This is a genomic window from Rhizobium sp. AN73, from assembly GCF_030757975.1.
Taxonomy (GTDB): domain Bacteria; phylum Pseudomonadota; class Alphaproteobacteria; order Rhizobiales; family Rhizobiaceae; genus Agrobacterium; species Agrobacterium arsenijevicii.
In genome coordinates this window covers 2465850-2492640 of record NZ_JARWME010000002.1, presented here as the reverse complement: position 1 = coordinate 2492640, position 26791 = coordinate 2465850, and the positions used below count along the sequence as shown (strand labels likewise).

The window sequence follows — 26791 nt, the reverse complement described above, 5'->3', positions numbered from 1 at the left end:
GTTTCCGGTTCGCCTAACGAAAAAGAGCGGAGCCTTGCGGCCCCACTCTTCATCAAGCGATCAAGAATTTCAGAGGTCATATAGACCCATCAGGGCAGGATTGCAAGGTTTTCGCGGGCGGGGCGCTTCAGTCACGGCCTCGGCCACATTTTCACCCTTACCATGTCGGAAAGGGTGGCATGATTTCCGGCACTGTCTATAGTTGCCGTTTGACAAATCGCAGCTGCATCAAGTGGACTGATCGTGCCTGACCGTAAATCGCCACTCGCGCCTTTAAGGCATTTGACTTACAGACGAATCTGGATCGCGAGCCTTGCCTCGAATTTCGGCGGGCTGATCCAGGCGGTTGGTGCCGCATGGATGATGACCTCGCTGTCGAGTTCCGAAAACATGATCGCGCTGGTGCAGGCCTCCACCTCGCTGCCGATCATGATGTTTTCGCTGATTTCAGGCGCGCTGGCCGATAGTTTCGACCGTCGCCGCATCATGATTTCCGCCCAGCTGCTGATGTTGACGGCCTCCGTGCTGCTGACGGTTTTTGCCTGGTCGGGCTGGCTTACGCCCTGGCTGCTGCTCTTCTTCACCTTCATGATCGGCTGCGGCACCGCGCTCAACAATCCGTCCTGGCAAGCGTCCGTCGGTGAAATGGTGCCGCGCGAGGATTTGCCCGCCGCCGTGACGCTGAACAGTGTCGGTTTCAACATCACCCGCAGCGTCGGCCCCGCCATCGGCGGCATCATCGTTGCCGCTGCCGGTGCCGCGGCTGCGTTTTTTGTCAACGCGCTCAGCTATTTCGCCCTGATCTACGCCCTGGTGCGCTGGCAACCACCCAAATATGCCTCGACATTACCGCGTGAGCAGCTTCTCGCCGCCATATCGGCCGGGATGCGTTATGTGGCCATGTCGCCCAATATCGGCAAGGTCCTGGTGCGCGGCTTCCTCTTCGGCCTTTCCGCCAGCGCCATTCTTGCGCTGATGCCGATCGTGGCGCGTGATCTGGTCGAGGGCGGCCCGTTGACCTACGGTGTGATGCTGGGTGCCTTCGGTGTCGGCGCCATCGGCGGTGCACTCGTCAGTGCGAGACTGCGCGAGGTCTTGTCCAGCGAATGGATCGTGCGCGTCGCCTTTTTAGGCTTTGCCTTCAGCTCCGGCGTGACGGCGATCAGCACGAACGCGATCCTCACCTCGCTTGTCCTGACCATTGCCGGCGCCTGCTGGGTTCTGGCGCTTTCCCTGTTCAACACCATTGTCCAGCTTTCCGCCCCGCGCTGGGTGGTGGGCCGGGCGCTGTCGCTTTACCAGACATTGACCTTCGGCGGCATCGCCGTTGGCAGCTGGTTGTGGGGCGAGTTGGCGGAAGATTACGGCATTTCCTATTCGCTTCTCTGTTCTTGTGTGCTGATGCTGCTCGGCGTTGTCGTCGGCCTCAAGCTCACCATGCCGGCCTTCGCCTCGCTCAATCTCGATCCGCTCAACCGTTTTGTGGAGCCGCCGCTGAGACTCGATATCAAGCCGCGCAGCGGGCCGATCGCCATTCTCATCGATTATGAAATCCATGACGAGGATCTTGGTGAATTCCTGCCGTTGATGGCCGAACGTCGCCGCATCCGCCTGCGTGACGGTGCGCGCAACTGGAACCTGATGCGCGATCTGGAAAATCCGGATATCTGGACGGAAAGCTACCATGTGCTGACATGGGTGGAATATGTCCGCCACAACCACCGCCGCACCCAGGCGGATGCGGAAGCCTGGGACCGGCTGCTGGCGCTTCATCGCGGCAAGACGCGGCCCCGCGTGCACCGGATGATCGAGCGGCAGACCATTCCGCCGACCGACGATATCTTCCACAAGCCCCATACTGACCAGCACTAAGAGGAGTTCGATATCAGCCTACTGGCTATTCCTGTCATCCCGCCGTTGTAGGATGTGTATATTGCCTCGAACGATAGGGGGACGATATGGAAGACCAGAAGGTTACTTCAAGGCGTGCGACATCTACGGATGCCGACGATGTTGCCGCAATTTTCCGTACGTCACGCAGGCATTTTCTTCCCTATTTACCAGACTTGCACAGTTTCGAGGAAGACAAGGACTATTTCAGTAATATCGTCTTCAGGGAAAATGAGGTCTGGGTTGCGGAGGAAGACGGCGTTCTCGTCGGCTTTTGCGCTTTTCGGAAAGAATGGCTGGATCATCTTTATTGTCTGCCCGCCCGCGTAGGCAAAAGTCTGGGCGCGACCCTGCTGGACAGGGCGAAGCAAGAGCAACAACTCCTTCAATTGTGGGTGTTCCAGCAAAATACACGCGCCACTAGCTTTTACGAGCGTCACGGGTTCCGCAAGGTGCAGGAAACGGATGGGTCCGCCTGCGAGGAAAAGTTGCCGGACGCGCTCTACGAATGGCGCAGGCAAACCGCCTGACTGGGGCAGGGAAGTCAGCGCAGGCGGCTCTTCAGCGTCGCGTCGGGAAAGCAGGTTGGGGAAAGCCCGTTTTTCGCCTGCCAGTCGCCAAGCGAGCGGCGCGTCTTGAAGCCGGCCAGCCCGTCTGCCTTGCCGACATCATAGCCCTTGGCAACCAGCGCCTTCTGCATGGCGAGAACGTCGGAGCGCAACATCGATCCGACATTGCCCCATTCCGCCTTGAACGGTCCCGCGCCGCTGGCGATGCGATCGGCGAGATTGCCGATGAACAGCGCGTAGAGATCGGAGTTATTGTATTCCTTGATGACGTAGAAATTAGGCGTCACCACGAATTCCGGCCCGTGCCGCCCGGCCGGAACCAGCATCATGCCGTCGGCGGTCAGGTCATTGGTCGGAAAGGCCTTTCCGGAAATGCGGGTGATGCCCATTTTCGCCCAGTCGGCCACTGGCCGGGCAAGGTCTGGGCCTTCCTGTGCGCAGGAGACGTTGGCCGGTATAGACACCTCGAAGCCCCAGTCACGGTTTCTCTGCCAGCCGCGCTGGGAAAGATAGTTCGCTATGGATGCGAGCGCGTCCGGCACGGAGTTCCAGATATCCCGATGGCCATCGCCATCGAAATCCACGGCATATTTCAGATAGCTCGACGGCATGAATTGCGGCTGGCCAAGTGCGCCGGCCCAGGACCCCATCATGCGCGACGCTGAGATATCGCCGCTTTCGACGATCTTCAGCGCATCGATCAGCTCAGTGCGGAACATCTCCTTGCGGGTCGACATATAGGCTTTGGTGGCCAGCACATCGACCACCGAATGTGGCAGTTTTGCTCGGCCGAAACCGGATTCGCGACCCCAAATCGCCAGGATGACACTGCCGGGCACGCCATATTTGGCTTCGATACGGCGAAGGGTAGCGGCGTGCGTTGCCGCCAGAGACCGGCCGGTGGCGGCAAGCCCCTGCAACCGCTTTTCGGAGAAATAAGCACCCGGCGAGGAGAATTCCGCCTGGCTCTGGCTCTGTTCTTTTGGCGGCTTTTGGCCGGGAATGACGAGGTCAGGCAGGCTCCAGTTGATTGAAAGACCACTGAGCGCTGTCTCAAGCGTTTTTTGCGAAATGCCCGTCTTGCGCGCTTCCGGCCAGATTTCCTTTTTCAGCCATGTATTGAAATCGGCGTCGTAGCGGGCGGCGACCGCCCCCGTCGGTGCGGATTGCGCCAAGGCCGCCGTTGCTGAAAAAACGGAAAGAAAGGCGGCCAGTGCCATTGGGGCAAATCGGTTTTGCATTCGGTCTCCTATTCGAGTGACGGACAGGGGAGGGGAGGCGTCAGATTGACGTGCGTGCGCGGAGCGCCGCCGTCAATGTGCCCTCGTCGAGATAATCCAGCTCGCCGCCCACCGGCACGCCATGCGCGAGCCGGGTGATCTTGATGCCGAGATCGGCCAGCCGGTCGGTGATGTAATGGGCGGTTGCCTGCCCCTCCACCGTCGCATTGACGGCGATGATAAGTTCGCGGATGCCGCCGGCGCTGACGCGGTCGATCAATCCCTTGATGTTCAGATCTTCCGGCCCGACGCCGTCCAGCGGTGACAATGTGCCGCCCAGCACATGATAGGCGGTGTTCATGGTGGTTGCCCGCTCCAGCGCCCACAGATCAGAAACGTCTTCCACCACGATGATGATCGACTGGTCACGCCTGTCATCGGCGCAGACCGTACAGGGGTCGATGGTATCGACATTGCCGCAGCACGAGCAAATCTTCACCTTGTCATAGGCTTCACCCATGGCATGGCCGAGTGGCCCAAGAAGCTGTTCCTTCTTCTTGATGAGATGCAGCGCTGCCCGCCGTGCAGAGCGAGGCCCAAGCCCCGGCACTTTTGCAAGCAGCTGGATCAGTTTTTCGATTTCGGGACCGGTGACTCGTTTTGCCATGAGCGCTTTCTACTGCATAAATCGGGAAACGGGAATCATGAAGCGTGAAGGGCAGTCCATGAAAATACGGGCAGTGTGCCGGGGCGAGGCGAAGACCCTGCCGGGGAAGACGGCAAAGACAGGTATTTTCAAACATGCCGTGCAAGGCGCGGTGATGGTGGATGCGCAAGGCATCGTCAGCGATGCCGTGTGCAATCGCAAACATCACGGTGGGCCGGATCAGGCGATCTACGCCATGGGTTCCGTCGACCTCGAATTCTGGTCCCGGACCCTGGGTATTGTGGTTGAGCCCGGATTTTTCGGGGAAAATCTGGTTCTGGAAGGCGTCGACAGCGCAAAACTGCATGTGGGCGACAGGTTCTCCGCCGCCGAAGTCGTGCTGGAAGTGACCGCAGCCCGCATTCCCTGCGCGACCCTCTCAGCCCGGCTCGGCGATCCCGGCTTCGCGCCGCGTTTTCGGCAGGCGGGACAGCCGGGGTTTTATTGCCGGGTCCTGAAAGGTGGAATGCTTGCTGCTGGTGAGGATGTTGTGTTCGAACCCTATCAGGGAACGAAACTGCCGATACCGGTTATCTTGCAGCGATTCCGCCCCATGCAGCTAACCGAGGAAGAACGCGCTACCTATCTCGGAACACCGCTTGCGAGCCGGTTCCGCGCCATGCTGGAAGTCTGAATTCGAGAGAATATCAGAAGGGCAGCTTCATGCCGGGTGGGATCGGCAGGCCGGCGGTGATTTCCTTGGTCTTTTCGGCGGTTATGGCCTCGGCGCGTTCCTTGGCATCATTGTGGGCGGCGACGATCAGGTCTTCGAGAATTTCGACGTCGTCTTCCTTGAACAGCGACGGATCGATCTTCAGGCCCAGCATGCTGCCCTTGCCGTTCAGCTTTATGGTGACGAGACCGCCGCCGGACTTGCCTTCGACTTCAAGCGCGGCGATATCCGCCTGCATCTTTTCCATCTTGGCCTGCATTTCCTTGACCTTGCCCATCATGCCCATGATGTCGCGCATGTGCCAAACTCCTGTTTTTGTTATGTATTAAAATTCGATGTCGTCGCCGGGAAGGATGTCGCCTTCGCTCGATTCGGCAACCGAAGGGGATGGAGCGATCTCGTCCGCCTCGTCCTGCTCAACAACGCGAATGCGCACGTCGGTGATTTTCGCACCTGGAAACTGTTGAAGAATGGCCGCCACATCCGGGTCCTGCCTCGCATCGACCAGACGGGCGTTACGGGCGTTGGTTTCCGCCTCGGCAAGAGTAGGCTGGCCCTCCTCCCGGCTGAGGCTGACGATCCAGTGAATGCCCGTCCATTCCTTCAGCTTGACGCCAATCTCGCCCGGCAGGGTGCCGGGAGCGCCTTCCGTCATCCGAATATCCAGCCTACCCGGTTCCAGCCGCACCAGCCGCACGAAACCGCGTATCCGCGCCTTGAGAATAGGGTCGCGCTGTTTCGCGCAAAGATCGACGATATCCTGCAGGGAGTTGATTGGAACTTTAGGCTCGGGCCGCTCCTCGGTTTTCGGTGCGGCGACCTGCATCTCCTGCGGGCGGCTGTCGGGAACGGCGCGCAGCATCGTGGTCGGTTGCGGCGTTGCCTGCCGTTGTGCGGGAACATCGACGGGTCTTGCCGCGGCAACGGTCTGCGCGGACGAATAGGCCCGCGCGCCGCCGCCATTGCCGCCACCCGAAGGCGCACCATTCGAATAGCCGCCATCGCTGGTGGAAAGTTCAAGCAGGCGCCGCGCCGCGTCTTCCGGTGCCGGAAGATTGGCGGCATGCGAAAGGCGGATCAGCACCATTTCGGCCGCACCCGCCGGGCGTGAGGCATTTTCCGTTTCCGGAATGCCCTTGAGCAACATCTGCCAGATGCGCGACAACGCCGTAACCGCAATCGTCTCGGCGAATTCCGCACCGCGCACGCGCTCGATCTCGGAAAGCGAGGGGTCTTCCGCCGCGTCAGGCACATATTTCATGCGGGTGACAAGGTGAGTGAAATCGGCAAGGTCGTTGAGCACCACGACGGGGTTCGCACCCGCTTCATATTGCCCGTTGAATTCCGAAAGCGCTGAAGCGACATCGCCTTTGATGACGTGCTGGAAAAGATCGACGATGCGTGCCCGGTCGGCAAGGCCCAGCATGCCGCGCACGGCTTCTGCTTCCACGCGGCCGCCGCCGTGGGCGATAGCCTGATCGAGCAGGGAGAGGCCGTCACGGGCGGAACCCTCAGCGGCGCGGGCGATCATCGAAAGCGCCTGAGGTTCGGCCTCGAAACCTTCCTTGCCGGCAATGGCGGTGAACAGGCCAACGAGGTCGGCGGCGCTGATGCGGCGCAGGTCGAAGCGCTGGCAACGCGACAGTACGGTAATCGGAACCTTGCGGATTTCAGTGGTCGCGAAGATGAATTTCACATGCTCCGGCGGCTCTTCCAACGTCTTCAGAAGACCGTTGAAGGCCTGCGTCGAAAGCATGTGCACTTCGTCGATGATATAGACTTTATAGCGCGCCGAAACCGGGCGGTAACGCACCTGCTCGATGATCTCGCGAATGTCGTCGATACCGGTATGGGAGGCGGCGTCCATCTCGATCACGTCGACATGACGGCCTTCCATGATCGCCTGGCAATGTTCGCCGGGGATACGCAGGTCGATGGTCGGTTTGTCGATGGTGTCGGTCTTGTAATTTAGCGCACGCGCGAGAATGCGCGCCGTGGTCGTTTTGCCCACGCCACGAACGCCGGTCAGCATATAGGCTTGCGCGATGCGGCCGGTCTCGAACGCGTTGGTCAGCGTGCGGACCATCGGCTCCTGGCCGACCATCAGATCGGAAAAATCCTTCGGACGATATTTGCGTGCCAGTACCCGGTAGCCGGTCCCGCCCTGGGAATCGCTTGATGTGGTGGGTAAGGTGTCGCTCATCGCCTCGCCAGTTTATTTTGCCAGTTTGTCCTAGAGCACCGTGCGTCCCATTGGACGCATCAGGCAGGCTCTATTCCTCTAAAATCTGCACATCATGCCGATACGCAGGGGCCGCTTTCAGGCTGAACCGGCCCGGCGAAAGCTGAGCGGAATTTAAAAAGGGTGGGAGGCTGGCACGGCGACCCGTGCCTGGCTCGTTAGGGCTGCTTCCTTCCGGACCTGACCCGGTTGGCGAGTGGCTCGTCCACCACCAACCTCCCGGGGCCACATATCGGCAATATCGACAGCAAATGCAAGCCAAGCCTTCAAAAAACTGCTATCACGATGAAAACAAACATGGAGGACGCCTTGGAGACATTCCGGCTGGACGACAGGCTGGCGCGCGACAGCGCGCTTGTAATGCGTTTGGGACTATGTGAGCTGCGTTTGCAGAACGACAGCCGCTGGCCCTGGCTGGTGCTGGTGCCACAGAGAGGCGGCGCCAGTGAATTGTTTGATCTTACCCCGCTCGATCAGGCCGTGTTGACGTTCGAGACCAATCTCGTCGCCTCCGCGCTGAAAGAAGTTACCGGGGCCACCAAGATCAACGTTGGCGCGCTCGGCAATATCGTCCGGCAACTTCACGTCCATATTATCGCCCGCAACGAAGGCGACACCTGCTGGCCCGGTCCTATCTGGGGTCACGGAACGCCGGTGCCCTATGGTGCGGGCGAAAAGGAAACCCTGATGAAAAAAATCTCCGGCGCGCTCTGATGATATCAATGACTATTTTTGAAACCACCGCTCCCCATCCCGAAGCAAGCCTGCTGACAGCCTTTTCCAAAAATGCCCTCGACCGTTTCGCCGAAAAGCGGACGGAAGATTGCGTTGCCGATGCGCTGAAAGTCGACGGCACTCATATTTTTGCCTTCTCCGGCAACAGGCTTGTCCTGAAACACGACGAACAGGTTATCGATCCGCTGTTTTCCGCCTATGAACTGGCCGAATTGCAGCCGGATTTCGACAATGCCGTTCTGCTTGGATACCGCGAAACCGGCGAACCAAGAATTGCGGTGCCGGTGGCCGTCACGGAAGACACGCTGGCGAGCCACTACAAGCTGGCCGACGCCCGCACTCTTTATCGCGACCATCTTCTCGATGAGGAATTGCTGAGCGAGGTTGCCCAGGCTGTCAGTCTCACGCACTGGAACGCCGATAATCGTTTCTGTGGACGGTGCGGCGGCACAATGGAATTGCGCATCGGCGGCTACAAGCGCATCTGCGCCGCCTGCAATCACACCATTTTTCCCCGTACCGATCCCGTCGTCATCATGATGACGATCGATATCGAGCGCGATCTTTGCCTGCTTGGCCGTGGTGCACATTTTGCACCGGGCATGTATTCCTGCCTTGCCGGTTTTGTTGAGCCGGGTGAAACGATCGAGCAGGCGGTCCGTCGCGAGACGCACGAGGAATCCGGCGTCGAAGTTGGTCGCGTGCGCTATCACGCCTCTCAGCCCTGGCCGATGCCGCACACGCTGATGATCGGCTGCTACGCCGAGGCGCAATCCTTCGATATTTCCCGCGACGAGATCGAGCTGGAGGATTGCCGCTGGTTCACGCGGGCAGAAGTGGCGACGATGCTGGAGACGGCGGCGGGTGAGGGCTTTTCCGCCCCTCCGGGCGGCGCCATCGCGCATCGGCTGATGCGCGACTGGGTGGAATGGACGAAATGATGCCCTGGAGCATTTCCAGTAAAAGTGCGTAGCGGTTTTACGTCCGGAAAATGCGCACAAACAGAGATATAGGGCATCGGACCGAAAAGTGTAGCGCGGTTTTCGGACGATCCGATGCTTAAACAAAAAACTGGAGCGGCGGTCCCGCCGCTTCAGGCTCAGCTCTGGTTGAGTTTGCCGCGCATCGCATGGCCCTTGTAGACGCCGAGAATATGGACCTTTTCGGAAAAGAAGCGCAGCTCGTCCAGCGCGTGCCGAACCGGCTCGTCATCCGGATGGCCTTCGATATCGGCATAGAACTGCGTCGCCACGAATTTTCCGCCGAGCTGATAGCTTTCCAGCTTCGTCATGTTGATGCCATTCGTCGCAAAGCCTCCCATGGCCTTGTAAAGCGCAGCCGGAATGTTGCGGACGTTGAACACGAAAGTCGTGACGATGATTTCGTCAGGCGATTCGTCGCGGGACGAGCGCTTGGCCCAGTTCTCATCGCGCGACAGGATCACGAAACGGGTGACGTTGTTTTCCGAATCCTCGACATTTTCAGCCAGAATATCGAGGCCGTAGAGGCTTGCGGCAAGACGCGGCGCAAGAGCCGCCATGCTGCGGTCGCCCTTTTCGGAAACCAGCTTCGCAGCACCAGCCGTATCGCCGGCCACGATGGGCTTCCAGCCGTTAGAGCGGATGATCTTCCGGCACTGGCCAAGCGCGTGGATATGGCTGTGGACCGTGCGGATCTCGTCTTTCTTCACGCCCGGCATCACCATCAGCTGAAAGCGGATCGGCATGAAATATTCGCCGATGATGTGAAGACGCGATTCAGGCAGCAGATGGTGGATATCGGCCACGCGACCGGCCAGCGTGTTCTCGATCGGGATCATGCCGAGATCGGCTTCGCCATTTTCGACGGCGTTGAAAGCATCCTCGAATGTCGGGCACGGCAAAGGTTCCATATCCGGGAACATGTCGCGGCATGCCATGTCGGAATTCGCGCCAAATTCGCCCTGAAAGGCAATGCGATTTGTATTCAAGGTCATGGAATTGTCCATCAGAGGGTTCTGCTTGCGAGGATATTGCGGGCTTTTTCGAGATCGTGCGGCGTATCGACACCGAGCGGCACGGAGCGGACGATTTCGGCGTCGATGCGCATGCCGGCTTCCAGCGCGCGCAATTGTTCCAGCCGTTCGCGCTTCTCCAGCGGCGAAGGCTGAAGGCCGACGAATGTTTCAAGCGCTGCCCGGCGATAGGTGTAAAGCCCGATGTGATGATAGAGCGGTCCGTCGCCGTAGGGCGCGGTTGCGCGGGTAAAATAAAGCGCGCGCAATCGTGTTTCCGAAAGCGGGCTGCCAACCACTTTCACCACGTTCGGATTGGTTTTTTCTTCCTCGTCGGTGATCTCGACCGTCAGCGTGGCGATGTCGACGGCGGCATTTTCCAGAGGACGCAACGAGGCGCGGATCGTTTCTGCTTCGATGGTCGGAAGATCGCCCTGAACATTGATGACATATTCGGCGTTGCCATAGGGATCGGCTTTCTGCAGGGCCTCGAAAATGCGGTCCGAACCGGACTGGTGGTCGTCCCGCGTCATCATCACGTCGAAACCGGCATTTTTCACGGCCGAAAAGACCTGTTCGTCATCAACCGCAACAACGATACGCTCGGCACCGGCCTCGCGTGCTCTCAGCGCAACCTGCACGATCATCGGTTTGCCGCAAATATCTGCGAGAGGCTTGCCCGGAAGCCGTGTGGATGCCATCCGCGCCGGTATAAGGACGACAGCTTTCTCGAAATCCCGATTCTTCATCCGACACCCTTCAAATCCCGTCCGAAAAGTGTCAAAACGTCACGGAGTGGGGAACATTATTCAAGTTGCGCAGGCTGTGCAAAAGCCATAGCTTTCGAACAATTTCAAGATGCCCGGTTATATGGAGCGGATGCGAGGGAGCGCATATAGATGAATTCTTATGTAAATATGGGCGTTGGGGCGTTGCTGGGCACGGTTTTCGTCCTGATGTCGGTGTCGATTGCGTCTGAGGGCATTTTCCATGCGCCTGCGCCCGAAAAGGAAGGTTACGCCATTGCTGCGGCAGAGAGCGGCGGCGAAGCAAGTGGCGGAGAAGCCGCTGCCGCGGCGACGCCGATCGCGCAATTGCTTGCGAGCGCCGATGCCGCCAAGGGCGAGACGGTCTTCAAGAAGTGTACGAGCTGTCATACCGGAGAGAGTGGTGGTGCAAACAAGGTCGGCCCCAATCTCTTCGATGTAGTCAACCGGCCGATCGCCAGCCACGAAGGTTTCAGCTACTCCGCAGGGATGAAGGATTTCTCCAAGGGCGGCTCCGTGCATTGGGATTACGATCATCTCAGCTACTTCCTCGAAGCTCCCAAGAAACACGTTCCCGGCACGGCCATGGGCTTTGCGGGTGTGAAGAAGGAGACGGAACGCGCCGATCTCATCGCTTATCTGCGCACGCTGTCGGCAAACCCGGCACCGCTGCCGGATCCGGCTGCGGCTCCCGCACCGACGAACTGACGAACATGGTAGTTTCATAAGAAAAGCCCGGCATCGCTGCCGGGCTTTTTTGATTCTGCATGTCTGGAAAGATCAGAAGCCCTTGCCGCCACGCAATTCGGAGATGACCGTTCCGATCATGATCTTGATATCCAGCCAGACCGAAAAATTGTCGACGTAATAAAGATCGGAAACGATACGGGCGCGCGCTTTGTCGCTGCGGTCCGTCGGGCCGCGCAAACCCCGCATCTGGGCAAGGCCGGTAATGCCCGGTCGTACCCGGTGCCGCAGGTGGTAATGGGGAACAAGTTCCTCATAAAGACGGCCGGCTGCCAGCATGCCCACGGCATGGCAGCGCGGCCCAACCAGCGACATGTCGCCTTTCAAGACGTTGATGAGCTGTGGCAACTCGTCGATATTTGTACGGCGAAGAACGGCGCCGATCCGGGTTATCCTCGGATCGTTTTTCACCGTTTGCGCGACGCCGGTGGCATCGCCCAGTTCGGTCCGCATCGAGCGGAACTTATAGACGCGGATTTTTCGTCCATTCATGCCCCAGCGGACCTGCGAGAACAGGACCGGCCCCTTGCTGTCGAATTTGACCAGCGCTGCAACGGTCAGCAAGACGGGGGCGAGTGCGACAAGGGCGATGGACGCCCCTGCAATGTCGATCGTTCTTTTGAGCGCAAACTGGCTGCGCAGGAACGCCGACGTGTTTTTTTCCGAAACGGAAGGTTGCGTTTCCGGCGCGTCAAAACTGACAGCCGCGGGATAAGGGGCGCCGTAAAAAACGGCATGCGATGAGCTTTTAGTACCCAGCATAATATGGAGCCCTGAAAAGTTATTTTGAAACAAGAAAATTAATTTATATGATCGATTAATAATTCATTCACCGTAAAAAGTCATGCGAAATGTAAGCAACTTTGCGCAAATAGCAATCTACGGTTAACGTGGGTGCACGTATATGTTGCAAACGCGAGCGCCGTCGCCGCTCGTGGCTGCGATGGCTGCCAATGCGGTGTAACCAAGTCTCTGGGAAATGGGGGATTTGGGGGGAAGACGACAAAGGCGCCGTCGCCTTGCTGCCCGCCGACAGTCGGCCGGCCGGTTACTCAAAAGGGTGTCAATTTCCCATCAGAATATCAAGCAGCGTTGTCTGCTTCGGCCCGGATGTTGCTGGTGTGCGACCACCGATATCGGCTGGCGGTACAGGTCCGTTGGCAGACGAATAGCCGGGATCGACATTGCGGGAAGGAATATTCCCCGGTGGCATGAGCACACCCGGCTGACCGGGGTTCGGGGAAGCGGGTGCCTCGGGATAAGCGCGGGTATTTGTCGTTCCGCCGCCGCCAAGCGCATTTGAAATGATGTCGCCGATGGAGGAGGGTGCGTTCTCGGGCGCCGGCTGCTGCTGCACATCGCTGAGCGGCGGTACGCCGCCTGCGCCAAGACCAAAGAGCGGCGAGGGCGAGAGCCCGGAATGGGCGGCGGTCATGAAGTCTTTCCAGGCCTTCGCCGGCAGCCCGCCGCCGGTGACCTTTTTCATCGACGTGCCGTCGTCATTGCCGAACCAGACGCCCGTGGTCAGGTTGCTTGTGTAGCCGACGAAAAGCGCGTCGCGGAAAGACTGCGTCGTGCCGGATTTTCCGGCTGCCTGCCAGCCTTGCAGGCGCGCGGCCTTGCCCGTTCCTTCGGTGATGACGCGCGACAGCATGCCGTTCATCGTCGCGGCGATCTCCTCGCTCAGCACACGCGGCGGGTTATCGTATTTGTTTTCGTAAAGCACCTTGCCGTCGGCATCGGAAATGCGTTTGACGATATGCGGCGTTGCCTTGTAGCCGCCATTCATGAAGGGGGCGTAGGAAGCGGTCAGCTCCATCAGCGACACTTCCGAGGTGCCGAGCGCGATCGAGGCGTTGTTCTGCAGCTCCGATTCGATGCCCATGCGATGCGCCACCTGCGTCACCCGCTCAGGACCGACTTCCATCACCAGCTGCGCGGCGATCGTATTGAGCGAATTGGCGAGCGCGGTGGCAAGCGTCACTTCGCCGCGATATTTCTTCTCGTAATTTTCCGGCGTCCAGTCTCCGATGCGGACCGGCCCGTCATTACGAATGGTGTTGGGGGTAAGACCCGATTCGAGCGCGGCGACGTAAACGAAGGGTTTGAATGCCGAGCCGGGTTGCCGTTTCGCCTTGACGGCGCGGTTGAACTGGCTTTCGGCATAATCCGCCCCGCCGACCACAGCCCGGATCGCGCCCGTGCCATCGATGGAAACGAGGGCTGCCTGCGAGGCGCCCTGCTTTTTGCCATCGCCCTGCAGAACATGGGTCAGTGCTTTTTCGGCATCGCGTTCAAGACTGGGGTCGATGGTCGCGTCGACGACGATGTCCTGCTTGACGTCGCCAATCAGGCCACGGACTTCCTCCATCACCATATCGGCGGCGTAATGTTCGGCGCCCGACCAGAAACGTTTCGCCTTGGTCGGTGGCTGCGACATCGCGGTCTTGATCTCGTCATCGGTGATGAAACCGACATCGCGCATGGATTTCAGCACCACCTGCGCCCGCTCTTCCGCCGCCTGCGGGTCGCGCGCCGGTGAGAGGCGCGAGGGGGCCTTGAGAAGTCCGGCAAGCGTCGCCGCTTCGCCAAGATTGACGTCACGCGCGGATTTGTTGAAGTAGCGCCGGGATGCGGCTTCGACGCCGAAGGCGTTGGACCCGAAATAAACGCGATTGAGATACATCGCGAGGATCTGGTCCTTGGTATATTTATGCTCCAGCCAGAAGGACAGGAGCACTTCCTGCACCTTGCGCTCCAGCGTCCGGTCCTGCGAGAGGAACAGGTTTTTTGCCAGCTGCTGCGTCAGCGTCGAGCCGCCCTGCACGGTTCGGCCCGTCATCACATTGGTCACGATGGCACGCGCCAGGCCGAGGGGGTCTACCCCGAAATGCGAATAAAACCGCCGGTCCTCGATCGCCATCACCGCTTGCGGAAGGTAAGGCGACATATCTTCAAGCGCGAGAGCCTCGCCGCCCGTGGTGCCGCGATTGGCAAGCACGCTGCCGTTCACCGAAACGATCTTCACATTCGGCGGGCGTTCGGGAATGGTCCAGCTGCTGGCGCTCGGCATGCGCGCGCCGTAATAAAGGACAAGGCCGGCAACGCCGATACCGCCCCAGATGCCGAGCACGATACACCAGTAAAGAAGAGACCGGATAAAGCCCGTCGCGCCACCGCCGGAACTGCGGGTGCGCTTTTCCTTTTTTTGCGGTTTGGCGCGGCCGGATGTGGACTTCGGTTTTCTGGCGGGCTGTTTTGTCGTTCCGCCAATACGCTCGTTGGCATCAAGGCGCAGATCATCGCCGGACTCGTGGAAATCCCCGAAGGAAGGTTCTACCCGATCGCGTGATTTACCCTTGCCTGCCATCCAGCCGAAGTCGCTCCTTATATTCGCGAAACCATGCGCACCCGTGTGGGCTTCAGGCTTCTATGCCTGCGCGATCCTTAATCCAGGATGAAGAGTTTAAATGCGGCAATTTAAGGCGGGGTTAAATCCTCGCCGGATCAAATCGGCGTCATTGGCAGACGTCGACCCATTCCGCGCCCGTCAGCTGCGCCATCATATCAGGCGAAATCCTCACAGCCGCATTTGTCGCGCCCGCGGCCGGAACCACCTCGGGATAGTTTTTCAGGGAAATGTCGCAAAACACCGGAAGCGGTGAGGGCAACCCGAAAGGGCACACGCCGCCGACGGGGTGGCTGGTCACCGCAACAACCTCTTCCGGCCCCAGCATGCGCGGCTTAGCCCCGAAGTGATCGCGGAATTTACGGTTGTCGAGCCGTTTCGTACCGGCGGCGACAACGAGGAGGATGGTTTCGCCCGCCTTCAGGCAAATCGTTTTGGCGATCTGGTCGGGGTCGACGCCGTGCGCTTCGGCAGCCAGCGCGACCGTCGCCGAACTCGTTTCCGTTTCGATAACGGTCACTTCGGGCGAATTCTCGGTAAAAAAGGCTCTGACAGATTCGATCGACATGCGTATTTATTAGGCGGTATGCGGAGAGGCCGCAAGGTGTCGAGAAATAGCTATGCATTTTGCGCAATGCTGCGCTGCGATGAAGCGTCTGTTTTTTGAGCTGATATCCTGTATGTTCAAACCATCGAAGCGACGCACTCCTCCTCCCAGCGTCGCCCGATTGGACTGACAATACTCCTCCTCCCAATTGTCAGTCAGTTTCAAGAACCCGGCGCACCTCCTCCCGCGCCGGGTTTTTGCTATTTAAGGCCTTGTTTCCCGCGACTTTTATTTGCCGACCGTTCACAAAATCGCCGGGCTTTTTCAAAGAAACTTGACTTTCGGCCCCTTCCAACCTAGGTGTTCGCGCATCGATATTTGTTTGACGACCAGAGCTTCGGCGCCTTTTTTTAGGTGCACACGACGATCTTTCCTTCAAATTCGACCCAAGACCGCACTGCGCGCAGTGCAAATACAATTTGCCAACGGAAGGAAATCGTTATGGCGACTGGTACAGTAAAGTGGTTCAACGCAACCAAGGGCTACGGCTTCATTCAGCCTGACGACGGTTCGCAGGACGTATTCGTTCACATCTCTGCTGTTGAGCGCGCTGGCATGACCTCCCTCAACGACGGTCAGAAGCTCTCCTACGAGCTGACGCAGGACCGCCGCTCGGGCAAGATGTCCGCAGGCGACCTCGTCGCTTCCTGATAAGCGGCCTGGCCTGAACGGGTCACTCGCATGAATATGAAAGGCCGGATTTTTCCGGCCTTTTTCTTTTGGAAGATACTCCAGAACCGGCCGGTCTTGAAAAAGCGGCGGTGCATACCAATATAGGGTTCAATAGTGCTCCGCACGGGAATTGTCAGGCTGGTACTTTTGAAAGTGCCGCTGTTGTTGTGTTAACCAAAGATTAACCAAAGCAGCCGATCCTGATCGTGAAAGCAGCGTCGATGATGTTGGCGCGCTCTGGAGCATCAGACCGTTTGAACGCTTTGACCACGGATGTACTGGCACTGACGGAAAACGGATGGAAAGGTCGGGCTTGCCCGGCCTTTTTGTTTTTGGCGGTTAAAACAGAAAAGAAGAGGAGGCGCCTGGTGACTGGCGCCTCCTCTTTTTTGATTACTTCGTCGCCAGTGCGTCGAGAATGCGCACCCAGGAGCGGATGCCCTTGTGGAAGGATTGCAGGTCATATTTTTCATTCGGCGAATGAATGCGGTCGTCGGTAAGACCGAAGCCGACGAGCAGCGAATCCATGCCCAGCATCTTCTGGAAATCACCGACGATCGGGATCGAACCTCCCATGCCGATCACGACGGCGGGCTTCGGCCACTCATCCGAAAGAGCGTTTTTGGCCTTTGTCAGCACCGGTGAATCATAGGAAAGCTGGATGGCCGGCGATCCGCCATGCTCGTGAAATTCCACGGAGCAATCGGCGGGGATTTTCGAGCGGACATAGTTCCGGAAGCTCTCACGAACGGCTTTGGGATCCTGCTCTCCAACGAGGCGGAAGGACACTTTGGCAGACGCCTTGGCGGCGATCACGGTCTTGAAACCGTCGCCGGTATAACCGCCGATGATGCCGTTGACTTCTGCCGTCGGCCGCGCCCAGGTCTGCTCCAGCACGGAGCGGCCCTTTTCGCCTGAGGGAACCGAGAGGCCGACTTCACCGAGGAAGGCTTCGGCGGTGCGGCCAAGCGTCTCCCAGGAGGCCTTGATGTTGGCCGGGGTTTCCTCGACGCCGTCGTAAAAGCCGGCAAGCGTCACGCGGCCGGTCTCGTCATGCAGACCGGCGAGAATATCGGTCAGGATGTGAATGGGGTTGGCGGCCGCACCGCCGAACAGCCCCGAATGCAGATCGCGATCGGCAGCGGTGATGACGATCTCCTCGCCGACCAGGCCGCGAAGGGCGGCGGCGATAGCGGGCGTATCCTGATCCCACATGCCGGTGTCGCATACCAGCGCATAATCGGCCTTCAGCTCATCGGCATTGGCTTCCAGGAACGGCTTCAGCGAGGGCGAACCGGATTCCTCCTCGCCTTCGAAAAGAATGGTAATGCGCACCGGCAGGCTGCCATTGACCGCCTTGTAGGCCCGGCAGGCTTCCACGAAGGTCATCAGCTGACCCTTATCGTCCGCCGTTCCGCGCCCGGTGATTACCTGCCGGCCGCCGCCGATATCTTTCACGGCCGGTTCGAACGGATCGTTTTCCCAAAGATTGAGCGGATCGACCGGCTGCACATCGTAGTGGCCGTAGAAAAGCACGTGCGGAGCGTCTTTTGTAGCCGCATCGTGATGCGCCACCACCATCGGATGGCCGGCCGTATCGCGAACAGAGGCCTCAAAGCCCAGAGAGGTAAGCGTTCTGACCAGCCATTCCGCCGCCTTGCGGCACTCCGCTTTGTAGGCAGGGTCCGTGGAAATCGATGGGATGCGCACAAGTTCGAACAGTCGCTCGAGGCTGGAGGTAAGGTTGTCGTCGGCCGTGGAAAGAATGGGGGAAACGTCTGTCATCGCTGATCCTGTCATGTCTGTCGTAACCCGGCGATGGACGAAAGATCCGGGCATCGGGCATCGCGTGGGAACAAGGGGCTGACGTGTCGTTGAATCGGCAAACGCGCAGCCGCCGGAACGATAAAGCAGTTCAGGAAAAGTGCGAAGTGGTTTTACGTTCGAAACTGCGTGGAAACAAAACCTTGGAACCTTTTGGCGATGAAAGGTTCAAGAGCAAGGAAAGAGCAGTTTCCGAGTTGTAAAAGCTATTTCGCTTTTTTGGCGCGGTCGATCGCCCGGCGCATATATTCCAGCAGAAGCTGCTTTTCGAAACGCCGGAAATCCGCCAGCAGCGCGTCTTCCGTGGCTTCTGAGGCGGCAATGGCGTTCGCTTCCAGATCCCTGCCGCGCTGGGTGAGTTCGATGATCTGCGCGCGACGGTCGCTTGGATGGGATTTGCGAACGATCAGCCCGTCGCGCTCCATGCGGGAAAGTGTGTTGGCAAGCGTCGCCTGTTCGACGTCGATTCTATCCAGCAGTTGCCGTTGTGTCAGCCCCTCCTCATGCCACAGTTCGATGAGGATGGGGAACTGTCCGGGGGAAAACCCCAGCGCCGCGGCTCTCTTCTGGAGCGCCATGGTGAATTCCCTCGCCATTTTTGCGGCGAGATAGATTGCCGATTCGTCGCGGGAAAAACCCATTCGTCCATCCGTCAGGCATCGTGGCCAGCGCAATCCGCGCAATTTCGATAGTGGGATATATATCGCATGATATGTTTATGCCAGTCAGAAACCCGGCGCAAAATAAAACCGCCATGGCCGGGAGGGGACGGCCATGGCGGTCATATAGGAGGACAAAGGCCCGGAGAGGGGGGAAAGGCCTTTGTCCGGTCTGATGCGGCGGGGGACGAGCCTACAATCAGACTACGGCGTGATCAGGCGCCGTCCTCTAAGAAATGTGTCTGCAAATGCGGCTTTTCAAGGGAAAATCTATTACAAATTCGTAAGGTTGGGGTGAATTTTTCAGGCCCCTCCAGCCGCTTAGCCTCATGCGCTTTGCAGTGCGTAGTTTGAACTTTCTGTGGACGTCAAAACGGCCTCGCGCTATCCATATCGCCATGAAAAAAGGCGATCATCTCTTCCTCGTTGACGGTTCCGGTTTCATCTTCCGGGCGTTCCATGCCATTCCGCCGCTGAACCGCAAGTCGGACGGGCTGCCGGTCAACGCCGTTTCCGGCTTCTGCAACATGTTGTGGAAGCTCTTGAAGGATGCGCGCAATACCGATGTCGGTGTCACGCCCACGCATTTTGCCGTGATTTTCGACTATTCGTCGAAAACCTTCCGCAACGAGCTTTACGATCTCTACAAGGCCAACCGCACCGCGCCGCCGGAAGATCTGGTACCGCAATTCGGCCTGATCCGCGAGGCGACCCGGGCCTTCAACCTTCCCTGCATCGAAACGGAAGGCTTTGAGGCGGACGATATCATCGCCACCTACGCCCGTCAGGCGGAGGCGATCGGCGCCGACGTCACCATCATCTCTTCCGACAAGGATCTGATGCAGCTCGTCACGGCCAATGTGCATATGTACGACGCCATGAAGGACAAGCAGATCGGCGTTCCTGACGTTGTCGAAAAATGGGGCGTGGCCCCGGAAAAGATGATCGACCTTCAGGCAATGACCGGCGATTCCACCGACAATGTTCCTGGTATTCCCGGCATCGGGCCGAAGACGGCTGCACAATTGCTCGAAGAATACGGCGATCTCGATACGTTGCTGGCGCGGGCGGGTGAAATCAAGCAGCAAAAGCGCCGCGAAAACATCATCGCCAATGCGGAGCTTGCCCGTCTTTCCAGACAGCTCGTGGCGCTCAGAACCGATGTGCCGCTGCAGCAGTCCTTGGAAGAGCTGGTGCTCGAACCGCAGAACGGCCCGAAACTCATTGCCTTCCTGAAGGCCATGGAATTCACGACGCTGACGCGCCGGGTTGCCGAAGCCACGGATAGCGACGCCTCGGCGATCGAGCCTGCCAATGTACCGGTGCAATGGGGTGCTGACGCCCATGGTCCCGACCTTGATGCATCGCCTGTGGCCGTCACGGCTGACGAAACGGTCGGCGCATCGGCTTCGCCTGCCGCTCCGGCAAAGAAGGCGGCGGCGGAAGGCAGCACGCCTGCCGATCTGACCACGGCGCGGCAGACGGTATTCGCCGCCGCCAAGATCGACACGACTGCCTATACGACGATCAGGGACCTGGCGGAACTGGACCGCTGGGTTGCAGCAGCTCGCGAAACGGGCGTCGTCGCCTTCGACACGGAAACGACCTCGCTCGACCCGATGCAGGCCGAACTCGTCGGCTTTTCGCTGGCCATCGCCGATAATGGCAAGGATGCATCGGGCACCGATATCCGGGCCGCCTATGTTCCCTTGACGCACAAGACCGGCTCCGGCGGCGATCTTTTCAGTGATGGCATCAAGCTGGCCGAAGGACAGATATCTTTTGCCGAAGCGATGGAGCGTTTGAGGAGCCTCCTGGAGGATGCGTCCGTTCTGAAAATCGCGCAGAACCTTAAATATGATTATCTGCTGATGAAGCGCCACGGCGTCGTCATGCAGAGTTTCGACGACACGATGCTGATTTCCTACGTTCTGGAGGCCGGCAAGACCACGCATGGCATGGATACGTTGTCCGAACGCTGGCTGGGCCACACACCGATCGCCTACAAGGATGTGGCGGGATCGGGCAAGTCGAGCATCACCTTCGATTTCGTCGATATCGACAAGGCGACCGCTTACGCTGCGGAAGACGCTGACGTCACCCTGCGGCTGTGGATGGTGCTGAAGCCGCGGCTTGCGGCCGAGCGGCTGACCAAGGTGTATGAGCGGCTGGAGCGGCCTCTGGTGCCGGTTCTGGCGCATATGGAAGAGCGCGGCATCACCGTGGACCGGCAAATCCTGTCGCGTCTTTCCGGTGAGCTCGCCCAGAAGGCAGCCGCCTTCGAAGAGGAAGTCTACCAGCTGGCGGGCGAGCGTTTCAATATCGGGTCGCCAAAGCAGTTGGGCGACATTCTGTTCGGCCGGATGGGTTTGCCGGGCGGCTCGAAAACCAAGACGGGCCAATGGTCGACATCGGCGCAGGTTCTCGAAGATCTGGCGGCGGAAGGTGCCGAATTGCCGCGCAAGATCGTCGACTGGCGGCAGCTGACCAAGCTGAAATCGACCTATACGGATGCACTGCCCGGCTACGTTCATCCGGAAACGAAGCGGGTGCATACGTCCTACGCGCTGGCCTCCACCACCACGGGGCGTCTGTCGTCTTCGGAGCCGAACCTTCAGAACATTCCGGTGCGTACAGCGGAAGGCCGCAAGATCCGCACGGCTTTCATTTCCACACCCGGCCACAAGCTTCTTTCCGCCGATTACAGCCAGATTGAGCTGCGCGTGCTTGCCCATGTTGCGGATATTCCGCAGCTTCGCAGCGCATTCGAAAACGGCATCGACATTCATGCGATGACAGCATCGGAAATGTTCGGGGTGCCGGTGGAGGGCATGCCGTCGGAAGTGCGTCGCCGCGCCAAGGCCATCAACTTTGGCATTATCTACGGTATTTCCGCTTTCGGCCTCGCCAACCAGCTCAGCATCGCCCGCTCCGAAGCGGGTGAATATATCAAGAAATATTTCGAGCGTTTTCCCGGCATTCGCGACTATATGGAAGCGACCAAGGCTTTCGCCCGCGAGAACGGTTATGTCGAAACCATTTTCGGCCGTCGCGCCCATTATCCGGAAATCCGCTCCTCCAATCCCTCGATGAAAGCCTTCAACGAGCGTGCGGCCATCAATGCGCCGATCCAGGGGTCTGCGGCCGATATCATCCGCCGCGCGATGGTCCGTATCGAGCCGGCGTTGGAGGCGGAGAAGCTTTCGGCTCGCATGCTGCTGCAGGTGCACGACGAACTCATCTTTGAAGTCGAGGAAGCGGAAATCGAAAAGACCCTGCCCATCGTCGTCTCGGTGATGGAAAATGCGGCCATGCCGGCGATTTCCATGAGGGTGCCGCTCAAGGTGGATGCGCGTGCGGCCGACAATTGGGACGAGGCGCATTGACCGGCCGGCCAGCCTGCTAATTGATCGGCCGATGTCATTGGTTTGTTGCGTGCGCAGATTAGGGGAAACGTCTCAAAAGGAGTTTCCCCATGCACGCCCCGCTCGTTTCAAAAGATCTGGAATCTTTTTCCGCCGCCAGCCACGATCAGCCGCCGCGCCATCTCGGTAGCCGCTATAACACGGATGGTGAATTCCTGCCCGAGCCGGGCAATACCGTGGTCTGCCATCTCGTTGAAGGGTCGAAAACCGAAAGCGCGATCATTAATACCCGCCAACGCTTTCTGGATATGCCCGAGGCATCGCAACTCGCCTTCACGCCGGTCTCCAGCCTGCATATGACGGTATTTCAGGGCATTATCGAGTTCCGGCGCATGGCTCCCTACTGGCCGGAAGACATGCCGCTCGATACGTCGATCGATACGATGACGCAGTATTATTGTGATCGTCTGGCGGCCTTTCCAGCTCTTCCGGCTTTCAATATGCAGGTGACTGGCCTCAGGCCGACGGGTTTGGTGCTGAAGGGTGCCACTGCCGAAGATGACCGGATTATTGCTCTGTGGCGGGATACATTTGCCGAAGCTTTCGGTTATCAGCATCCCGATCATGACAGCTATCAGTTTCATATTACGCTGGCTTATGTCACGCGCTGGTTCGATCCGGAGAGCCTGCCGCGCTGGCAGGCGATGCTGGATGAGGAGCTGGAAAAACTGCGCGCGGCAGCACCGATAATCGAGATGCGGGCGCCAGCTTTCTGTGAATTTCGCGACATGAACCACTTTAGGGAACTCGTCGTTTTTGATAGGAAGTGAGGCATGATTTGCAAAGGCTTGCCGATGGCTATGCGTTCCGATTCCGCTGAATCGGAAAAAATGCGCGTCAGGGCTGGTCAAAGCCCGTTTGGGCATGTATAAGCGCGCCAAATTTCCGATATCGAGACACCCGACATTCGGCCTTTGGTTCTGGCCGGTTACGTTGTTTCGCCGCTAAAGTGGAGTAACAAAAATGGCTGTACCAAAAAGAAAAACAAGCCCGTCCAAGCGTGGCATGCGCCGCTCGGCTGACGGTCTCAAGGCTTCGACCTACGTTGAAGACAAGAACTCCGGCGAACTGCGCCGTCCGCACCATATCGATCTGAAGACCGGTATGTATCGCGGCCGTCAGGTTCTGACGCCGAAGGAAAGCGCATAAGCTTTCTGAAATAATCTTTACGGAAAACCGGTCCTCGTGGCCGGTTTTTTGTTTTTTGGACCGTTTGGCCGCTTGTTTCGGTCACTTGGAAAATCCGATCACTCCTCCTACACTCTGTCCGGGAGAGCAGGTCCGGTGCCTGCAACGGGGAGGGGAGCTTCGGTGAAATATCGCTGGATTTTGTTGACGCTGCTCAGCCTCGGCCTCGGTTACGGCGCCGTGACCAGGGGCAGTGGCATCATTGCGGAAAGCTATTTCGGCGAAGTCTCCGATCAGGGCCGTACCACCCTCAGGCTGGCCGTTTCGGCTCTCGGCGGGCTTTTGAGCCGTTTTGAACCGCTGCCCGCGCTGATCGCCGATCACGATGATATCGAGGAGCTTGTCGCGCATCCGCAGGATGAGGCGATGCGCCAGCGCGCCAATATCTATCTCAAATCCATCAACACTCTGCTGGAATCCTCCGATATCTACATCATCACGCTGGACGGAGTGACCATCGCTGCCAGCAACTATGATGGACCCACGAGCTTCGTTGGTGAGAATTTCAGCTACCGCCCCTATTTTCAGGATGCCGCCAAGGGCTTCCCATCGCGTTTCTTCGCGCTTGGCACCACTTCCCACAAGCGTGGCTATTATTTTTCCGCCCCTATCCTCTTCAACGAGGAGATCAAGGGCGTCATCGTCTTCAAGGTCGATATTGAAGGCATAGAGGCGTCGTTCGGCGATGGCGAGAACCGTATTCTCGTATCGGACCCCGAAGGCATCATCTTCATGACCGGAACGCCGCAATGGCTTTATTCCGGCCTGATGCCGCTGACGCCCGAAAGGCTTGCGCGCACGGCGGCGTCCCGGCGTTATGCCAATGCCGATCTGAAGGAACTGCCGCTGAAAAACGGCAATTTCGGCTCTCATCAGCTGATGACGATCACCCAGAACGACGGTGACAGGGAATATCTCGTGCTGTCGCAGCCGATGCCTGACGCGGGCTGGACAGTCAGCGTGCTGATGGATACCGGTTCGCTCAGAACCCAGGTCAAGACGGCAATGATCGCGATCATCCTCTGCCTGTGTCTGGCTGCGGCCGTGGTCGCCGCCATGCTGCAAAGACGGCGGCGTGTGCGTGAACGTCTCACCCATCAGGCGGAGGCGCAGGCCGAGCTGGAGCGCCGCGTGGAGGAGCGCACAGCCGATCTGGCGCGCGTGAACCGGGAGATCGAACACGAAGTCGCCGAGCGTCGCCAGACCGAAAAACAACTGCGCAAGATGCAGAACGATCTTGTACAGGCGGGCAAGCTTGCGGCACTCGGGCAGATGTCGGCGGCACTGTCGCACGAGTTCAACCAGCCGCTTGCCGCCGCCAAGAACTACGCGGAAAATGCCTCGCTTCTGGTGGAGCGGGGGCGTCTGGAGGAGGTGACGGAAAACCTCAGGCGCATCTCGGGCCTCATCGATCGCATGGCGTCGATCAGCAGGCATCTGAGAAATTTTGCCCGAAAACCCAATGAGAAAATGGCTGCGGTCGCGCTGGATGCTGTCCTTCGCGATACGCTCGAAATTGTTGGTGCACGGCTGAAGGCCGCCAATGCGGTGCTGGATGTCGATCTTGGTCCGGTGCCGCTTGCGGTGAAGGCCGGGCCGGTGCGGCTGCAGCAGGTTCTGGTCAATATCATCTCCAACGCCGCCGATGCGGTGGAAGGGCGCGAGGATCGTCGCATCGCTTTAAAGGCTGTGCTGCACGGTCAGACGGTGTCGATTTTCATTCGTGACCGTGGTCCCGGCGTTCCTCCGGCGATTTCGGAGCGCATCTTTGATCCCTTCTTTACCACCAAGGGCGTGGGGCGTGGCCTCGGTCTCGGCCTTTCCATCACCTACAACATCATCAAGGATTTTGGCGGCCAGCTGCGTGTCAGAAACCATGAGGACGGCGGGGCGGAATTCGAGATCGAATTGCCGGCAGCAGCCTATCGTATGGAGGCGGCGGCCGAATGACCATGTCGCGGGTTCTGTTGATCGATGACGAGGAGGAACTGCGCTTTTCCACCGCGCAGGCGCTGGAGCTTTCCGGTTTTGCGGTCACCATGCTGGCGAGTGCCGAACATGCGCTCGAACTCATCGGTTACAGCTTCGATGGCGTTGTCGTCAGCGATATCAGGATGCCCGGCATGGATGGCATGACGCTGCTGCAGAAGGTGAGGGAGCTTGACCCGGAAATACCGGTTATCCTGATGACGGGCCATGGCGATGTGCAGCTTGCGGTCAACGCCATGCGCAACGGCGCCTACGACTTCATCGAAAAACCGTTCACCCCGCAATATCTCGCCGGCATCATCAAAAGGGCCAGTGACCGGCGGGCACTGGTGCTGGAGAACCGCCGTCTGAAGGCGGTGGCGGGCAAACATGACGATCTCGAAACGCGCCTGCCCGGCAGAACCCAGGTGATGGTCGATCTGCGTTACCGCATCCGCGCCATCGGTGCGACGGATGCCGATACGCTCATCGTCGGCGATACCGGTGCGGGCAAGGAAGTGGTGGCGCGGGCGCTTCACGATATCAGCGCCAGAGCCAACCGGCCCTTTGTTGCGATCAATTGCGCCGCTCTGCCGCAAACGCTGATCGAAAGCGAATTGTTCGGCCACGAGGCTGGCGCTTTTCCCGGCGCGCTGCGCCCGCGCTACGGCAAGTTTGAGCATGCCCGTGGCGGCACCATTCTGCTGGACGAGATCGGCTCCATGCCTTTCGAATTGCAGGGCCGGTTCCTGCGCGTGTTGCAGGAGAGGGTGATCACCCGTCTCGGCTCCAATGAAACGGTCGAACTCGATGTCCGTTTCATAGCCACCAGCAAGGTGGATCTGGAACAGGAAGTCGCGGCAGGCCGGTTCCGTGCCGACTTGCTCTATCGGCTAAACGTGGCGACACTTCTCGTGCCGTCGCTGTCGCAGCGCAGCGCCGACATTCCGCTGCTTTTCCTGCATCTGGTGCGGGAGGCTGCTGCTCGTTATGGGCGGGAAGATATGGAGGTGCCACAGCATCTGCTTTCAGCCATTTCCCTGCGCGAGTGGCCAGGCAACGTGCGGGAATTGCGCAATGCGGCGGACCGATTCATTCTCGGCCTGCAAAGCGATGTTTCCGAAACGTCGCTGCCGTTTGAGGACGACGGCAAGGCGGCGCTGGCGGCAAAGGTCGCGGCCTATGAAAAAAGCCTGATCGCGCGTGCGATCGCTGTCCACGGCGGGAATCTGAAATCCGTCTATGAGGCGCTCGGCATCTCACGCAAAACGCTTTACGAAAAAATGCAGAAATACGAGCTGCACCGGCATATGACCGAGGTATAATGGGTGGATTTCCACCCACGGATGAGCCCTTGTGGGTAGAAATCCACCCATTGCCGCGCATGACAGCCATAAAAGCGCAGCTCGCAGCAAAACCGCCGTTGCTGAACGGCAATCCCGGATCGGAAATGGCTCACCCCGGTCGCCATGGAGGAGCATGCGCGGCTGAAGTGGC

At 59.0% G+C, this 26791-nt stretch carries 23 protein-coding genes and 1 other RNA gene; 12 read left to right on the top strand and 12 right to left on the bottom strand.

Going from position 1 to position 26791, the window contains the following annotated elements; all coding sequences use genetic code 11:
- Window positions 1-243 precede the first annotated feature (243 nt).
- Window positions 244-1872: an MFS transporter gene (locus tag RBH10_RS22220; RefSeq protein ID WP_281037869.1), complete on the top strand. Its 1629-nt coding sequence runs from the start codon at window positions 244-246 to the stop codon at window positions 1870-1872.
- An 86-nt stretch (window positions 1873-1958) separates the two neighbouring features.
- Window positions 1959-2420, top strand: coding sequence for a GNAT family N-acetyltransferase (locus RBH10_RS22215; RefSeq protein ID WP_281037870.1), 462 nt, complete (start codon window positions 1959-1961; stop codon window positions 2418-2420).
- Window positions 2421-2434: 14 nt separating this feature from the next.
- Here the strand turns inward: RBH10_RS22215 and RBH10_RS22210 are convergent, their stop codons facing one another.
- Together RBH10_RS22210 and recR are read right to left on the bottom strand one after the other, a co-directional pair.
- Window positions 2435-3700: a lytic murein transglycosylase gene (locus RBH10_RS22210; RefSeq protein ID WP_281037871.1), complete on the bottom strand. Its 1266-nt coding sequence runs from the start codon at window positions 3698-3700 to the stop codon at window positions 2435-2437.
- Window positions 3701-3740: 40 nt separating this feature from the next.
- Entirely contained in the window at window positions 3741-4346 is a 606-nt protein-coding gene (recR, locus tag RBH10_RS22205) for a recombination mediator RecR (protein WP_281037872.1), read from the bottom strand.
- A gap of 37 nt (window positions 4347-4383) precedes the next feature.
- Here recR and RBH10_RS22200 point away from each other — a divergent pair, with 37 nt between their 5' ends.
- Complete coding sequence (locus RBH10_RS22200; protein ID WP_281037873.1) at window positions 4384-5019, top strand: MOSC domain-containing protein; 636 nt, start codon at window positions 4384-4386, stop codon at window positions 5017-5019.
- Between the two features lie 13 nt (window positions 5020-5032).
- Here RBH10_RS22200 and RBH10_RS22195 read toward each other — a convergent pair whose 3' ends face one another.
- The 3 genes from RBH10_RS22195 to ffs all read right to left on the bottom strand — a co-directional run bounded on the left by RBH10_RS22195 (window position 5033) and on the right by ffs (window position 7520).
- Window positions 5033-5356, bottom strand: a complete 324-nt coding sequence (locus RBH10_RS22195; RefSeq protein WP_045015446.1) for a YbaB/EbfC family nucleoid-associated protein — start codon at window positions 5354-5356, stop codon at window positions 5033-5035.
- A gap of 27 nt (window positions 5357-5383) precedes the next feature.
- Window positions 5384-7261, bottom strand: coding sequence for a DNA polymerase III subunit gamma/tau (locus RBH10_RS22190; RefSeq protein WP_281037874.1), 1878 nt, complete (start codon window positions 7259-7261; stop codon window positions 5384-5386).
- A gap of 162 nt (window positions 7262-7423) precedes the next feature.
- Window positions 7424-7520, bottom strand: an RNA gene (ffs, locus tag RBH10_RS22185) — signal recognition particle sRNA small type.
- 65 nt (window positions 7521-7585) lie between these two features.
- On the opposite strand from ffs, the gene RBH10_RS22180 reads away from it, so the two are divergent.
- Both RBH10_RS22180 and nudC read left to right on the top strand, forming a co-directional pair.
- Window positions 7586-8014, top strand: coding sequence for an HIT domain-containing protein (locus RBH10_RS22180; protein WP_372339795.1), 429 nt, complete (start codon window positions 7586-7588; stop codon window positions 8012-8014).
- A complete protein-coding gene (nudC, locus tag RBH10_RS22175) occupies window positions 8014-8976 on the top strand; it encodes an NAD(+) diphosphatase (RefSeq protein ID WP_082065543.1) in 963 nt (320 codons plus the stop codon). The genes RBH10_RS22180 and nudC overlap by 1 nt, the downstream gene beginning before the upstream one ends.
- A 158-nt stretch (window positions 8977-9134) precedes the next feature.
- On the opposite strand, the gene RBH10_RS22170 is transcribed toward nudC, so the two are convergent.
- Both RBH10_RS22170 and RBH10_RS22165 read right to left on the bottom strand, forming a co-directional pair.
- On the bottom strand, window positions 9135-10010 hold the full coding sequence (locus RBH10_RS22170; RefSeq protein WP_281037876.1) for a prephenate dehydratase: 876 nt from the start codon (window positions 10008-10010) through the stop codon (window positions 9135-9137).
- Between the two features lie 11 nt (window positions 10011-10021).
- On the bottom strand, window positions 10022-10777 hold the full coding sequence (locus tag RBH10_RS22165) for a 3-deoxy-manno-octulosonate cytidylyltransferase (protein WP_281037877.1): 756 nt from the start codon (window positions 10775-10777) through the stop codon (window positions 10022-10024).
- Between the two features lie 150 nt (window positions 10778-10927).
- Between RBH10_RS22165 and RBH10_RS22160 the strand changes: the two genes are divergently transcribed.
- Window positions 10928-11503, top strand: a complete 576-nt coding sequence (locus tag RBH10_RS22160) for a cytochrome c family protein (protein WP_281037878.1) — start codon at window positions 10928-10930, stop codon at window positions 11501-11503.
- Window positions 11504-11575: 72 nt separating this feature from the next.
- Here RBH10_RS22160 and RBH10_RS22155 read toward each other — a convergent pair whose 3' ends face one another.
- The 3 genes from RBH10_RS22155 to RBH10_RS22145 form a co-directional block, all read right to left on the bottom strand.
- Complete coding sequence (locus tag RBH10_RS22155; protein ID WP_281037879.1) at window positions 11576-12304, bottom strand: sugar transferase; 729 nt, start codon at window positions 12302-12304, stop codon at window positions 11576-11578.
- Window positions 12305-12605: 301 nt separating this feature from the next.
- The gene (locus RBH10_RS22150) at window positions 12606-14912 is read right to left on the bottom strand and encodes a transglycosylase domain-containing protein (protein ID WP_281037880.1); all 2307 of its coding nucleotides are present in this window, start codon (window positions 14910-14912) and stop codon (window positions 12606-12608) included.
- Between the two features lie 148 nt (window positions 14913-15060).
- Complete coding sequence (locus RBH10_RS22145) at window positions 15061-15519, bottom strand: YbaK/EbsC family protein (RefSeq protein WP_045015439.1); 459 nt, start codon at window positions 15517-15519, stop codon at window positions 15061-15063.
- 480 nt (window positions 15520-15999) lie between these two features.
- Here RBH10_RS22145 and RBH10_RS22140 point away from each other — a divergent pair, with 480 nt between their 5' ends.
- On the top strand, window positions 16000-16209 hold the full coding sequence (locus tag RBH10_RS22140) for a cold-shock protein (RefSeq protein WP_045015438.1): 210 nt from the start codon (window positions 16000-16002) through the stop codon (window positions 16207-16209).
- 414 nt (window positions 16210-16623) lie between these two features.
- Here the strand turns inward: RBH10_RS22140 and RBH10_RS22135 are convergent, their stop codons facing one another.
- The gene (locus tag RBH10_RS22135; RefSeq protein ID WP_281037881.1) at window positions 16624-18015 is read right to left on the bottom strand and encodes a dipeptidase; all 1392 of its coding nucleotides are present in this window, start codon (window positions 18013-18015) and stop codon (window positions 16624-16626) included.
- 245 nt (window positions 18016-18260) lie between these two features.
- Window positions 18261-18695: a MarR family winged helix-turn-helix transcriptional regulator gene (locus RBH10_RS22130; protein ID WP_025592037.1), complete on the bottom strand. Its 435-nt coding sequence runs from the start codon at window positions 18693-18695 to the stop codon at window positions 18261-18263.
- Window positions 18696-19111: 416 nt separating this feature from the next.
- Here RBH10_RS22130 and polA point away from each other — a divergent pair, with 416 nt between their 5' ends.
- The 5 genes from polA (at window position 19112) to RBH10_RS22105 (ending at window position 26619) form a co-directional block, all read left to right on the top strand.
- Window positions 19112-22099 (top strand): DNA polymerase I, encoded by a 2988-nt coding sequence (gene polA, locus RBH10_RS22125; protein WP_281037882.1) that lies wholly within the window; start codon window positions 19112-19114, stop codon window positions 22097-22099.
- 89 nt (window positions 22100-22188) lie between these two features.
- Entirely contained in the window at window positions 22189-22908 is a 720-nt protein-coding gene (locus tag RBH10_RS22120; protein ID WP_281037883.1) for a DUF1868 domain-containing protein, read from the top strand.
- Window positions 22909-23101: 193 nt separating this feature from the next.
- Window positions 23102-23287 carry a 50S ribosomal protein L32 gene (rpmF, locus tag RBH10_RS22115; protein WP_003514347.1) on the top strand — a complete coding sequence of 62 codons (186 nt, stop codon included), beginning with the start codon at window positions 23102-23104 and terminating at the stop codon, window positions 23285-23287.
- 162 nt (window positions 23288-23449) lie between these two features.
- Window positions 23450-25276, top strand: a complete 1827-nt coding sequence (locus tag RBH10_RS22110) for a sensor histidine kinase (RefSeq protein ID WP_281037884.1) — start codon at window positions 23450-23452, stop codon at window positions 25274-25276.
- Window positions 25273-26619, top strand: a complete 1347-nt coding sequence (locus RBH10_RS22105) for a sigma-54 dependent transcriptional regulator (protein ID WP_281037885.1) — start codon at window positions 25273-25275, stop codon at window positions 26617-26619. Before RBH10_RS22110 ends, RBH10_RS22105 begins: the two co-directional genes overlap by 4 nt.
- Window positions 26620-26791: the final 172 nt, after the last annotated feature.

Excerpts from the sequence above, each read along its gene's own strand:
- RBH10_RS22215 (WP_281037870.1), top strand. The coding sequence starts at position 1,959 with ATGGAAGACCAGAAGGTTACTTCAAGGCGTGCGACATCTACGGATGCC.
- RBH10_RS22210 (WP_281037871.1), bottom strand. The coding sequence starts at position 3,700 with ATGCAAAACCGATTTGCCCCAATGGCACTGGCCGCCTTTCTTTCCGTT.
- recR (WP_281037872.1), bottom strand. The coding sequence starts at position 4,346 with ATGGCAAAACGAGTCACCGGTCCCGAAATCGAAAAACTGATCCAGCTG.
- RBH10_RS22200 (WP_281037873.1), top strand. The coding sequence starts at position 4,384 with ATGAAGCGTGAAGGGCAGTCCATGAAAATACGGGCAGTGTGCCGGGGC.
- RBH10_RS22195 (WP_045015446.1), bottom strand. The coding sequence starts at position 5,356 with ATGCGCGACATCATGGGCATGATGGGCAAGGTCAAGGAAATGCAGGCC.
- RBH10_RS22190 (WP_281037874.1), bottom strand. The coding sequence starts at position 7,261 with ATGAGCGACACCTTACCCACCACATCAAGCGATTCCCAGGGCGGGACC.
- RBH10_RS22180 (WP_372339795.1), top strand. The coding sequence starts at position 7,586 with ATGAAAACAAACATGGAGGACGCCTTGGAGACATTCCGGCTGGACGAC.
- nudC (WP_082065543.1), top strand. The coding sequence starts at position 8,014 with ATGATATCAATGACTATTTTTGAAACCACCGCTCCCCATCCCGAAGCA.
- RBH10_RS22170 (WP_281037876.1), bottom strand. The coding sequence starts at position 10,010 with ATGACCTTGAATACAAATCGCATTGCCTTTCAGGGCGAATTTGGCGCG.
- RBH10_RS22165 (WP_281037877.1), bottom strand. The coding sequence starts at position 10,777 with ATGAAGAATCGGGATTTCGAGAAAGCTGTCGTCCTTATACCGGCGCGG.
- RBH10_RS22160 (WP_281037878.1), top strand. The coding sequence starts at position 10,928 with ATGAATTCTTATGTAAATATGGGCGTTGGGGCGTTGCTGGGCACGGTT.
- RBH10_RS22155 (WP_281037879.1), bottom strand. The coding sequence starts at position 12,304 with ATGCTGGGTACTAAAAGCTCATCGCATGCCGTTTTTTACGGCGCCCCT.
- RBH10_RS22150 (WP_281037880.1), bottom strand. The coding sequence starts at position 14,912 with ATGGCAGGCAAGGGTAAATCACGCGATCGGGTAGAACCTTCCTTCGGG.
- RBH10_RS22145 (WP_045015439.1), bottom strand. The coding sequence starts at position 15,519 with ATGTCGATCGAATCTGTCAGAGCCTTTTTTACCGAGAATTCGCCCGAA.
- RBH10_RS22140 (WP_045015438.1), top strand. The coding sequence starts at position 16,000 with ATGGCGACTGGTACAGTAAAGTGGTTCAACGCAACCAAGGGCTACGGC.
- RBH10_RS22135 (WP_281037881.1), bottom strand. The coding sequence starts at position 18,015 with ATGACAGACGTTTCCCCCATTCTTTCCACGGCCGACGACAACCTTACC.
- RBH10_RS22130 (WP_025592037.1), bottom strand. The coding sequence starts at position 18,695 with ATGGGTTTTTCCCGCGACGAATCGGCAATCTATCTCGCCGCAAAAATG.
- polA (WP_281037882.1), top strand. The coding sequence starts at position 19,112 with ATGAAAAAAGGCGATCATCTCTTCCTCGTTGACGGTTCCGGTTTCATC.
- RBH10_RS22120 (WP_281037883.1), top strand. The coding sequence starts at position 22,189 with ATGCACGCCCCGCTCGTTTCAAAAGATCTGGAATCTTTTTCCGCCGCC.
- rpmF (WP_003514347.1), top strand. The coding sequence starts at position 23,102 with ATGGCTGTACCAAAAAGAAAAACAAGCCCGTCCAAGCGTGGCATGCGC.
- RBH10_RS22105 (WP_281037885.1), top strand. The coding sequence starts at position 25,273 with ATGACCATGTCGCGGGTTCTGTTGATCGATGACGAGGAGGAACTGCGC.